This window comes from Campylobacter sp. P255, assembly GCF_003627915.1.
In the GTDB taxonomy this organism is placed as follows: domain Bacteria; phylum Campylobacterota; class Campylobacteria; order Campylobacterales; family Campylobacteraceae; genus Campylobacter_D.
Window position 1 is genome coordinate 26,639 of sequence record NZ_NREN01000012.1, and the last position, 11,208, is coordinate 37,846.

General features: G+C 32.0%; 12 protein-coding genes and 1 pseudogene. 7 read left to right on the forward strand and 6 right to left on the reverse strand.

The window, feature by feature from the left end:
* Positions 1-38: 38 nt before the first annotated feature.
* The 3 genes from CKA54_RS06715 to acpS all read left to right on the forward strand — a co-directional run bounded on the left by CKA54_RS06715 (position 39) and on the right by acpS (position 1,647).
* On the forward strand, positions 39-677 hold the full coding sequence (locus CKA54_RS06715) for a PAS domain-containing protein (RefSeq protein ID WP_120760809.1): 639 nt from the start codon (positions 39-41) through the stop codon (positions 675-677).
* 68 nt (positions 678-745) lie between these two features.
* Positions 746-1,291, forward strand: coding sequence for a flagellar basal body-associated protein FliL (gene fliL / locus CKA54_RS06720; RefSeq protein WP_120760810.1), 546 nt, complete (start codon positions 746-748; stop codon positions 1,289-1,291).
* Positions 1,291-1,647 carry a holo-ACP synthase gene (acpS, locus tag CKA54_RS06725; RefSeq protein ID WP_120760811.1) on the forward strand — a complete coding sequence of 119 codons (357 nt, stop codon included), beginning with the start codon at positions 1,291-1,293 and terminating at the stop codon, positions 1,645-1,647. Before fliL ends, acpS begins: the two co-directional genes overlap by 1 nt.
* A gap of 7 nt (positions 1,648-1,654) precedes the next feature.
* Here acpS and fabG read toward each other — a convergent pair whose 3' ends face one another.
* Both fabG and gpmI read right to left on the reverse strand, forming a co-directional pair.
* On the reverse strand, positions 1,655-2,398 hold the full coding sequence (fabG, locus tag CKA54_RS06730) for a 3-oxoacyl-ACP reductase FabG (protein WP_120760812.1): 744 nt from the start codon (positions 2,396-2,398) through the stop codon (positions 1,655-1,657).
* Between the two features lie 15 nt (positions 2,399-2,413).
* Complete coding sequence (gene gpmI / locus CKA54_RS06735; protein ID WP_120760813.1) at positions 2,414-3,892, reverse strand: 2,3-bisphosphoglycerate-independent phosphoglycerate mutase; 1,479 nt, start codon at positions 3,890-3,892, stop codon at positions 2,414-2,416.
* A 78-nt stretch (positions 3,893-3,970) separates the two neighbouring features.
* On the opposite strand from gpmI, the gene mraY reads away from it, so the two are divergent.
* Together mraY and murD are read left to right on the forward strand one after the other, a co-directional pair.
* Positions 3,971-5,029 (forward strand): phospho-N-acetylmuramoyl-pentapeptide-transferase, encoded by a 1,059-nt coding sequence (mraY, locus tag CKA54_RS06740; protein ID WP_120760819.1) that lies wholly within the window; start codon positions 3,971-3,973, stop codon positions 5,027-5,029.
* Complete coding sequence (murD, locus tag CKA54_RS06745; RefSeq protein ID WP_120760814.1) at positions 5,029-6,228, forward strand: UDP-N-acetylmuramoyl-L-alanine--D-glutamate ligase; 1,200 nt, start codon at positions 5,029-5,031, stop codon at positions 6,226-6,228. Before mraY ends, murD begins: the two co-directional genes overlap by 1 nt.
* Here murD and CKA54_RS06750 read toward each other — a convergent pair.
* On the reverse strand, positions 6,220-7,083 hold the full coding sequence (locus CKA54_RS06750; RefSeq protein ID WP_120760815.1) for a LysR family transcriptional regulator: 864 nt from the start codon (positions 7,081-7,083) through the stop codon (positions 6,220-6,222). The two genes, murD and CKA54_RS06750, sit on opposite strands and share 9 nt — an antisense overlap.
* Positions 7,084-7,193: 110 nt before the next feature.
* Here CKA54_RS06750 and CKA54_RS06755 point away from each other — a divergent pair, with 110 nt between their 5' ends.
* Positions 7,194-8,231, forward strand: coding sequence for a putative sulfate exporter family transporter (locus CKA54_RS06755; protein ID WP_120760816.1), 1,038 nt, complete (start codon positions 7,194-7,196; stop codon positions 8,229-8,231).
* A gap of 128 nt (positions 8,232-8,359) precedes the next feature.
* A complete protein-coding gene (locus tag CKA54_RS06760; protein WP_172586680.1) occupies positions 8,360-8,809 on the forward strand; it encodes a BspA family leucine-rich repeat surface protein in 450 nt (149 codons plus the stop codon).
* A gap of 192 nt (positions 8,810-9,001) precedes the next feature.
* Here CKA54_RS06760 and CKA54_RS06765 read toward each other — a convergent pair whose 3' ends face one another.
* From CKA54_RS06765 to CKA54_RS07800, 3 genes and pseudogenes are all read right to left on the reverse strand, one after another.
* A complete protein-coding gene (locus CKA54_RS06765) occupies positions 9,002-9,838 on the reverse strand; it encodes a universal stress protein (RefSeq protein ID WP_120760817.1) in 837 nt (278 codons plus the stop codon).
* Positions 9,839-9,856: 18 nt separating this feature from the next.
* Positions 9,857-10,957 carry a peptide chain release factor 2 gene (prfB, locus tag CKA54_RS06770; RefSeq protein ID WP_120760818.1) on the reverse strand — a complete coding sequence of 367 codons (1,101 nt, stop codon included), beginning with the start codon at positions 10,955-10,957 and terminating at the stop codon, positions 9,857-9,859.
* Positions 10,958-11,030: 73 nt separating this feature from the next.
* Positions 11,031-11,208: pseudogene (locus CKA54_RS07800) on the reverse strand (alpha-2,3-sialyltransferase); the annotation flags it as partial.

The following is an 11,208-nucleotide window of genomic DNA, read 5'->3' on the forward strand; positions in this document are numbered from 1 at the left end:
ATTTTTACTACAAAATCGACACAAAAAAAGGGGAACTCATGGACAAAGAAACAAGAACATACTATATTAAATTAGTGAAATTTCTTGCAGAGGCTTTAGGAAGAAACTACGAAATAGTCTTACACGATGTAAGTGAAGATGGTACCAACATAGCAGAAATCGCCAATAATCACATCAGTAAAAGAACTATAAATTCACCTCTTACAGGCTTTGCTATCGAGATGATCAAAAACAAAATTTACCTTGAGCGCGATTACATCACACACTATAAAACTTCAGCTAAAAGCTCACAAGTGATGTCAGGATCAACATTTTTTATCAAAAAAGATGAGAAGCTTGAAGGCTTGCTTTGTATCAACCACGACACCTCTGCGTTTAAAAAAATTTCTGATGAAATTTTAAATCTTGGCAATATCTACGACAACTCTTATGAAAATCCAGAACAAGAAAACAAAGAATACATCAAGCTTAACTTGGAAGAAATCATCGAAGATATCTCAGGTGTAGACATAGAAACATTTAAAAATAAAAGCTTAAAACCCAAAGAAAAGCAAAAAATCATTGCAAGTTTGTATGAAAAAGGAGTGTTTAATGTCAAAGGGGTTATCCCTAAAGTTGCTGATATTTTAAGTATTTCAGAACCTAGTGTTTATAGGCATTTGCAAAAAATCAAGTAAGGGTAATTTTTCAAAAAAAATAATTTTTGATACAATAACGCTTTAATAATTCTAACAAAAGGAAAAATATGGCTGATGATATGATAGATGAACAAGGCGAATCAAAGAAAAAAGGTGGCAATACCTTAGTAATTATTATCGTTGTATTTTTATTTGTCTTTTTACTTGTGATTGTAGGTGCAATTGCTTATTTGATGTTTAGTGGTGGTTCAGAAGAAAATCCAGCTCCACAAGCTGAAGAAAGCGCACAAGTTGCACAAGCTCCTAAAAAAACTAATGCAGTAGCAACAAGAGGGAGTGATTATTCTAACATCGGAGTGATGTATCCTTTAGCGCCTTTTACTTTAAATTTATTAAGTGATGGTGGATCAAGATATGTAAAATGCACCATTCAACTTGAACAAAATGTCGAAACTCTAACTCCTGAATTAGACAAAAAAGTTGCTATTATTAGAGATATTATCATTAGAACGCTGACTTCAAAAACCTTTGAAGAAGTAAGCACAACCAAAGGCAAAGAAAGATTAAAAGATGAATTAACCGCCAAAATCAATGAGGTTTTAACCGATGGTTTTATCAAAAATATCTACTTTACCGACTTTGTAGTTTCTTAATGATAGGCTGTGATATCGTCGTATGCTCTCGCATAGAAAAAATTTATGAAAGACATAAAACGCTTTTCTTGGATAAATTTTTATCCAAGCAAGAGCAAAGTTATATTAAAAACACCAACACCCTAGCAGGATTTTGGGCTATCAAAGAAGCTGCTTCTAAAGCTTTGGGAGTTGGGATTTCTAAAGAATGTTCTTTTTTTGATATCATCATTTCCAAAGATGATAAAAATGCTCCTCATGTTTGCTTTTCTCAAAAAGTAATGCAAGAATTTAAAATCAAATCAGCTAGTGTAAGCGTAGCACATGATGGTGGTTTTGCTATAGCAGTGGTTGCTATAGAAAGCAAGCAAGGTTAAACCTTGCTTACATATAAAGTCCACCATTAACTTTTAAAATTTCTCCTGTGATATAAGAAGAATGATCACTCAATAAAAACGCCACAGCTTGTGCAACTTCACTTGCATCAGCAAAACGCTTCAGAGGAATATTACTAATATAATTTTGTTTGATTTCATCACTTAGAACTTCCGTCATATCACTTTTTATGAAACCTGGGGTAATGCAGTTATATCTTATATTTCTTGCTGCACCCTCTTTAGCAAAAGATTTAGTTAGCGCTATCATGCCACCTTTACTAGCACTATAGTTAGTTTGGCCAGCATTTCCCATTTCTCCTACTATAGAAGCAATGTTTACAACTGCACCAAAACGTTTTTTGCTCATTGTTTTTAATGCTTCTCTACAACCTAAAAAGCTTGAATTTAAATTTGCATTAATCACTGATGAAAAATCTTCCATGCTCATTCTAAGCGCTAATTTATCATTAGTAATACCTGCATTATTAACCAAATAACTAAGCTCACCATCACTTTCTACGATAGTTGCAATGGCACTTGTGAATTCTTCTTCAACGCTAGCGTCAAATTTAATCACTGCTGCACTACCGCCATTTTTTTCTATTTCTTCTTTTAATGCATCAGCTAGTTCAGGTTTGCTTCTATAATTAATCCAAACTTTCAAACCACAACTTGCTAATTCTTTAGCTATTGCAGCACCTATGCCTTTACTTGCACCTGTTATCAAAACATTTTTTCCACTAAATTTCATTTTTTCTCCTTTCAATTAAAATAAAGCCTCATCCATTTCTTTTGGGATAGGTAAATTTAAAATTTTAAGCACACTTGGTGCTATATTACTAAGCCCCATGCCTTCTTTTAACTTTTCTACCCCGTTAGCTTCCACAAAAGCAAAAACATCAAAGGTGGTGTGATTAGTGAGTATATTTTCATTTTCATCTCTCATCGCTTCACAATTTCCATGATCTGAAGTGATGATAAAAGCATAACCATGCTCTCTTGCTTTTGCAACAACCTCACCCAAACATTCATCTACACATTCTACTGCACTAATAGCCGCATTAAAATCACCCGTATGTCCTACCATATCGCCATTTGCAAAATTAACTACGATAAAATCTATACCATTTTCTATACCCTTAACCACCTCATTTGCGACTTCTTTAGCACTCATTTGAGGTTTTTCATCGTATGTTTTTACCTTAGGACTTGGGATTAAAACTCTTGTTTCATTACATTCTAACTCTTCTTTTCCCCCATTAAAGAAAAAGGTCACATGGGCATATTTTTCCGTTTCGGCTGTGTGAAGTTGGCTTAAATTTGCATTAGCTATTACAGAAGCTAAAGTATTGTTTAATTCTTCTTTTTCAAACATCACAGGTAGTTTAAAACTCTCATCATATAAACTCATGGTAATAGCATTTTTCACAAGCATTTCTTTTGGAAATTCATTAAAACTTTCTTGGGTCAAAGAAGCAACTAACTGACGCATTCTATCGTTTCTAAAATTAATAAAAATCACCCCATCTTCTGCTTTGATCCCATCAAAGTTTTGGCTAACAACTGGGGTTAAAAACTCATCTGTGATATTTTCATCATAATTTTTTTGTATAAATTGTGCAAAATCATCACACTTTGGCGCTTTAGCAAATAAAGCATCATAGTAAGATTTAACTCTATCATAACGCTTATCTCTATCCATAGCATAAAATCTTCCCGCCAAAGAAGCAAGATGAATTTCTTCTTTTTCGCAAAATTCTTGCAAAGATTTGATAAATTCTAAAGCGGAATTTGGCGGACAATCTCTACCATCGCTAATCGCATGTGCAAAAACATCTTTACTCGCAGATTTGCAAATTTTTAATAGCGCATTAAAATGCGTATGCATAGAATGCACCCCACCATCGCTATAAAGCCCTACAATATGCACTCTTTTGCATTTTTGCAATAATTCTTTTAAAGCTTTGTTATCTTTTAATGTATCATTTTCTATAGCTTTATTTATCTTGACCAAATTTTGATAAATTATTCTTCCACTGCCTATACACATATGCCCTACTTCACTATTACCCATTTGCCCCTCAGGTAAACCTACAGCCAAACCACTAGTTTGGATCAAAACATTAGGCGTGTTTTTAAAAAGCATATCATAAGTTGGTTTTTTTGCATGAAAAAAAGCATTATAATTGGAATTTGTATTATGTCCTATACCATCAGTGATGATTAAAATGCATTTTTGACTCATTTTTCACTCTTTTTTATAATTTATTTATGTGATTTTACTAAAATTATGCTTTTAAAAAACAAATATAAGGTTAAAATTTTGCTTTATCTTACAGAATACACAAATTATATGTTTTTTTCTTATATTAGCGTGCGTGCTGGATTTGCATTTTTTGTTGCATTATTTTTAAGTTTATTTTTAATGCCAAAATTTATTAAATGGGCACAAAATAAAAAAGCAAATCAACCCATTTACGAATACGCCCCACAATCACACCAAGCTAAATCTCACACTCCTACTATGGGTGGACTTGTCTTTATTTTTGCAACCATTGTGGCTAGTGTTTTAAGTGCTGATTTAAACAATGCTTTTGTGATTGTTGGTTTGTTATGTTTGGTATTGTTTTGTACCATAGGTTTGGTAGATGATTTAGGTAAGATTTTAAAAAAAGACAATCATGCAGGATTAAGCCCTAAAATGAAACTTTTAGGACAATTTAGCGCAGCTTTTATTTGTATTGTGCTATTATATTTTTTCAATATAAACACTGAATTTTATCTACCATTTTACAAGCATGCTGTTTTTGATGGTGGAATATTTATGGTATTTTTATGGGTTTTAGTTATCGTATCAAGTTCCAATGCTGTAAATTTAACCGATGGCCTTGATGGTCTTGCGACGGTTCCTTCTATTTTTTCACTACTGACCCTAGGTGTATTTTTATACTTATGTGGCAATGCTATTTATAGTTCTTATTTATTTTTACCTAAAATTCAAGGTTTAGGAGAACTTGTGGTACTAAGTGCGGCTTTAGTAGGTGCGCTTATGGGATTTTTATGGTATAACTGCTATCCTGCGCAAGTTTTTATGGGAGATAGTGGAAGCTTAAGCATAGGAGCTTTTATAGGTTATCTTGGCATAGTAAGCAAAAATGAAATTTTGCTTTTACTTATAGGTTTTGTTTTTGTTTTAGAAACCATTTCAGTCATCTTGCAAGTAGGCAGTTTTAAAATTTTCAACAAAAGAGTATTTAAAATGGCACCCATTCACCATCACTTTGAAAAAATTGGCTGGGTAGAAAACAAAATCATCGTACGTTTTTGGATGATAGCTTTGCTTGCAAATATCATCGCATTGATTAGTATAAAGTTAAGATAATGAAAATTTCACTTTTTGGCTACGGAAAAACTACCAAAGCTTTTGCACAACGTTTTGGAAACTGCGATATTTATGATGATCATTTTGCAAGTATTAGTAAAGATGAATTTGGCAATACTCTTTTACCGCCTTGCAACTTCAACCCCTCTAAAAGTGACTTAGAAATTCCAAGCCCTGGCTTTCCAAATGATCATTCTCTCATACAACAAGCAAAAAATTTAAGCAGTGAATATGATTTTTTTTATGATGCTATGCCAAAAAGTGTATGGATTAGCGGAACAAATGGTAAAACCACCACCACGCAAATGACCCACCAGCTTTTAAAACACATCAATGCACAAATGGGAGCAAACATAGGAACTCCTTTAGCACAAATGGATACTAATGCTAAATTATGGATTTTAGAAAGTTCTTCTTTTTCGCTTTTTTATACCAAGGTAGCCAAACCTGAAATTTATGCGCTTTTACCTATTACACCCGATCATCTTTCTTGGCATAAAAGCTTTAAAGATTACGAACAAGCAAAACTTAGCGTACTTGATAGAATGAATGAAAACGATGTAGCAATTTTACCTAAAAAATACGAAAACTACCCAAGTCATGCTTACATCATCAGCTATGAAAACGAACAAGATCTTGCCCAAAAAATGCAAATTGACTTAGAAAAAATTCATTTTAAAACACCATTTTTACTTGATGCACTAATAGCCTTAAGTATAGAAAAGATCATTTTAGACCGTTGTTCTTATGAGCTTTTAAATAGCTTTAAAATGGACAAAAATAAGCTTGAAGAGATATTTGATCATAAAAATAGACTTTGGGTAAACGACACCAAAGCAACTAATCTTGATGCTTGCTTGGCTGCCCTAAAACGCTATAAAGATAAAAAAATTCATCTTATCCTAGGTGGAGATGATAAAGGCGTAGATCTAAGTGCTTTATTTGTTTTTATGAAAAGTCTAGATATAGAACTTTACGCCATAGGAAAAAGCACCCAAAAAATACTTGATTATGCAAAACATGCTAACCTAAAAGCGCATTCTTGTGAGATTTTAGCTCAAGCTGTAAAAAAAATCCACCCGAGTCTAGCTCACGATGAAGTAGCCCTACTCAGTCCTGCTTGTGCAAGTTTGGATCAGTTTATATCCTATGAAGAAAGAGGTGAAGTTTTTAAGCAGTGCATTCAAGATCTAAGCTAGATCTTTTTGGATACAAAACTTTAAAAACTCACATAATTTACTAAATTTTTCATTAGGCTTTTTGCTTTTGTGATAAATCAAACAAAGCTCTCTTGAAATTTTAAAATTTTTTAATCTCACTTGAAATAACTTTTTATTTTCAAGTTCTTCTTTGACACTAAATTGCGGTAAAACCGCCAAAAAATCGCCATGCTTTACAAGTTCTTTAATCATAGCCGTAGAATTAAGCTCATAAGCGATATTTAATCTTACATCTTTTGGCAAAGCACTCATAAAAACTTCTTTTGCACCAGAACCATGCTCACGTGTCAACCATTTAAAAGAACTAAGCTCATCTATGAAAAAAGCTTTTTTTAGATCTTTATTACTCACAACAATAAGCTCATCATCACAAATTTTAATCTTTTTTATATCCTTATCTTTACAAATTCCCTCAATCAAACCTATATCCACCTCTTTATCTAAAACCGCTTTGATAATGTTTTTGGTATTGTCTAAAGATAAAATAAGCTTAATATTTTCGGTTTTTTGGTCCAAAAAACTACCAAGTAAATACGTGCCAACATTTTGACTAACCTTTAAATTTAACTCATAACTTTGATCATTTTGCATGGATTTTTCTATGCGTTCTAACTCTAACATCAAAGGTTCTACTTGCTTTAAAAACAATCTACCTTTTTCATTTAAACTAAAAAATTTAGCATTTCTATCAAACAAAAGGGTATTTAAGCTTTTCTCAAGTTCTGAAATCGCTAGAGACAATGCTGATTGAGTTATATTTAATTCTTTAGCACATGATCTTAAATTTAAATTATGACACAAGGCTTGAAAATACCTTATCTGCTTTAAAGTCATTTACGCTCTTTTTGATAAATTATTTATATCATTATATCAAATAAAATTAATTTTACTTATCATTAAAAAGACAATAAAATTGCATAAACGATCACAAAAAAAGGAAACCAATGCATAAAAATATATATAAAAATAGAAAATTTGAAGCATTTTTACTACTTTTTACTTTAGCTTTTTGTTCTTATGCTATTTCTGAACTTAGCTTTTTTAAAAATCTTGGAATTTCGGCTTTGATTATAGCTGTATGTTTAGGGGCTTTGATAGGCAACTTAGCACATCAAAATGCTAATTTGCTTAAAAAATCAGGTGTTATTCAAATTGCTACTAAAGAAATTTTAAGACTTGGGATCATACTTTATGGTTTTAGAATTACTTTTTATGATCTAGAAATAGTTGGGATAAATGGCATTTTGCTTGCATTTTTAGTAGTATTTTCTACTTTTTTTATAGGACTTTTTCTAGGAAAATCACTCGGACTTGATCTCAAAGAAAGTATACTCATTAGTAGTGGATCTAGTATTTGCGGAGCAGCAGCTGTAATGGCAAGCGAAAGCGTAGTTAAAGGTGGATCTGCTAAAGTTGGTGTGGCAATTTGTACTGTGGTGGTTTTTGGAACACTAGGAATGTTTTTATACCCTTTGGCTTGGAATTTGGGCTGGTTTGATTTTTTTAGTCTAAAACAAATGGGTTATTTTATGGGAGCAAGTTTACATGAAGTCGCCCATGCAGTTGCAGCAGGTGAGGCAATACAAGCAGGCGATGGCGCAGTGATAGAAAAAATGATGCGTGTTTTAATGCTAGTGCCTTTTTTACTTTTTTTAACTCTTTTTTCTGTAAAATTTTTGAGCAAAAATGACAATAAAATTTCAATTAGGTCAAATATTCCTTATTTTGCCTTATGGTTTTTAGTAGCATGTGGAATTAGCTCACTTGAAATACTCAACACTAATTTTGCATTAGACTATATCAAACCAAGCATACAAACCTTAGACACCCTTTTACTTTCCATGGCTATGGTAGCCTTAGGAGTAAATATCCATAAAAATGTTTTAAAAAATGCAGGTTTTAAACCATTTTTAATGGCATTTTTACTTTTTATATGGCTTATATTTATAACAATTAGCTTAATTTTGCTTTTTAATTTCTAATTTGTTTCATATGGTAACAAAATTTTCCATATTATATTTTTTTATTAATTTAATATTTATTTTTTTAAATTTTATATTTAATTAATATTATAATTGGTATGGAAAATTAAATAGCTAAAGGAGCTAACATGTTTACACCTAAAACAAAAAGTGAATTAGTTGCTCTTGTAAGAGAAGAGTTTATTGCTTTAAATGAAATCGATGTAAGCTTGATTACAGATATGTCTTATTTATTTTACTATTCTACTAGAACCAATTTTAATGGTATCGAAACTTGGGATGTGTCTAATGTCAAAGATATGTCGTATATGTTTTATTGTTGTAAAAGCTTCAATAGTGATATTTCCCATTGGAATGTTTCCAATGTTGAAAATATGGAAGGTATGTTTTTTGACTGTGAAGCATTTGATCAAGATTTATCTTCTTGGGATATGTCCAATGTTAAAGATACAAACTATATGTTTTGTAATTGCCTTAAATTTAACCACAAGGTAGATAATTGGGATGTGCACAATGCCATCACTATGGCACATATGTTTGAAAACTGCAAGCAATTTGATCAAGATTTATCAAAATAGGATGTGCACAATGCCAAAACTTTAGCATATTTACTACACAATTGCACCAACTTTCATCATGATGTTAAAAAACTCGATATTAATAAAAACTGCAATACTCAAAAAATGCTAGGACATGAAGAAATCAAAAACAAATTCGCCCTAAAACGATAAAAGGTAAGCATATTTGCTTACCTTGACTTAACCAAAAAGCTAGCGAATCAACAATAAAGGCTTTTTAGCCTGAGTTAAAATATCATTAGTTAAACTACCAAACAAAATACTCTTAAGCCAATGATGCGAATATGCCCCCATGATCAATAAATCAATATCGTTTTGTTCATTAAATTCAAATAAGGCTTGCACGATTTCACCATTTAAGTGCTGAGTTTGTACACTCAAGCCTGCCTCGGTAAAAATTTGACTCACTTGCATTAACAACTCACAAGAAGTCTTTTCATCTTTAGATACATTTACCACATAACGCTTTGCTTCTTTAAAAATAGGTTGTTTAATGGCTTGTTCTATAGCTTTTTTAGCTAACACACTTCCATCATAAGCCATCATCACGCTTTTGATTTCTTTGAATGCAGAATTTACAAGCAAAATAGGCACATTTAATGCTCTTACTAATTCTTCTGTATGAATGCCTATTTTATTTTTCTTGCCTCCACCTTTTAAACCAGCAATTGCCAATCTAATTTGACCGTTGTATTCTCTTAACACTTCTTCTAAGTCTCCATCTTTTTGGACACTTAGACATTCTTTTACGCCTTGTTCCTTTGCATAAATGCAAAATTCTTCTAAAATTTTTTGCCCTTTTTTGCAAAGACTCTCATTTTTTTGACTTTGTTCTTCTACCAAATCCTCAATCACACATCCACTTGCTTCTATACTAAAACTACAAGCTAATTCAGCATTAGTAAAATTTGGCTCTATGGTGTATAAGAACATCAAAGGCAAATCTAGCTTTTTAGCTAAATATACCCCATAATGCAAAATATCTTTACAAGGCTCTAAAACATCAACACAAACTAGAATTTTTTGCATATTGCTTCCTTTTGCGCTTTAATCTTGTGCTTTTTGTGCTATCAAAACACCTTCTATAATCTTTTTAATATCTCCATCTAAGATATTATCAACCTGTGAAAACGCTTCATTAGAACGTGTATCTTTAACCTGCTGATAAGGAAAAAGCACATAAGAGCGAATTTGATGACCCCAGCCTATCTCACTTTTTTCGCTTGAATTAGCTTCATCTTGTTGTTTCATCAACTCAAGCTCATAAAGACGCGATTTTAGCATTTTAAAAGCGGTTGCTTTGTTTTTATGCTGACTTCTATCATTTTGACACTGTACCACTATACCACTTGGCATATGAGTAATACGCACTGCTGATTCGGTTTTATTGACATGTTGTCCACCTGCTCCACTTGCGCGGTAATAATCAATCCTTATGTCTTTTTCTTCAATTTCTATTTCTATATCATCATCAAGTTCAGGAGAAACCATCACGCTAGAAAAACTCGTATGACGACGACCCGCGCTGTCAAAAGGAGAAGTTCTTACCAAACGATGAATGCCATTTTCAGCTTTTAAATAACCATAAGCATTTTCGCCTTTTACCAAAAAACTTACATCTTTAAGCCCTGCTTCTTCACCTTCTTGAAAGTCAAGTGTTTCTACTTTAAACCCTTCTCTTTCGCAAAATCTCAAATACATTCTATAAAGCATGCTAGCCCAGTCATTACTCTCAGTCCCACCTGCTCCAGGGTGAATGGAAACTATGGCATTTTTACCATCATTCTCTCCACTTAAAAGCATAGAAATTTCAAGATTTACAATAAGATCTTCTAACTTGTTTGCATCTTCAAATAAAGCTTCTATGGTATCTAAGTCATTTTCGCTATTAGCAAGATCAAAAAGTTCACTTGCGTCATTTAAAGCATTAAAAGCATTTTCGTAGTTTTTTAATAAATTTGAGATTTTAGTTTTTTCTTTACCTATAACCCCTGCTTGTTTTACATCACTCCAAAAAGAAGGGGAATTTTCTAAATTTTCTATTTCTTTTAACCTTGCTTTTATCTCTTCAGGCTTAATAATAGAAGCGATATTTCCAACTTTGTTTTTTAATTTTTTTAAAAGTTCGCTGTATTCGTAATTAACCATAAAAATTTTCTTTCTAATTTTGATATAATTTAATCTTATAATTTTAGCAAAAATTAGAAAGAAATTATTAGTTTTACTTAAATTTCTTCTTCAACTTCCTAACTTCAAATAGCAACTTGATATACCCCCCCCCATACCAAGTTTTATTAGCTTGTATAAGAGCTTGTCCAAGTTTATAAGAGAGATGATTTTTAAACTTTAAGGCTTCTTGATAATCAGGATAGCTTTCTAATGGAGGTAATGCTAATGAT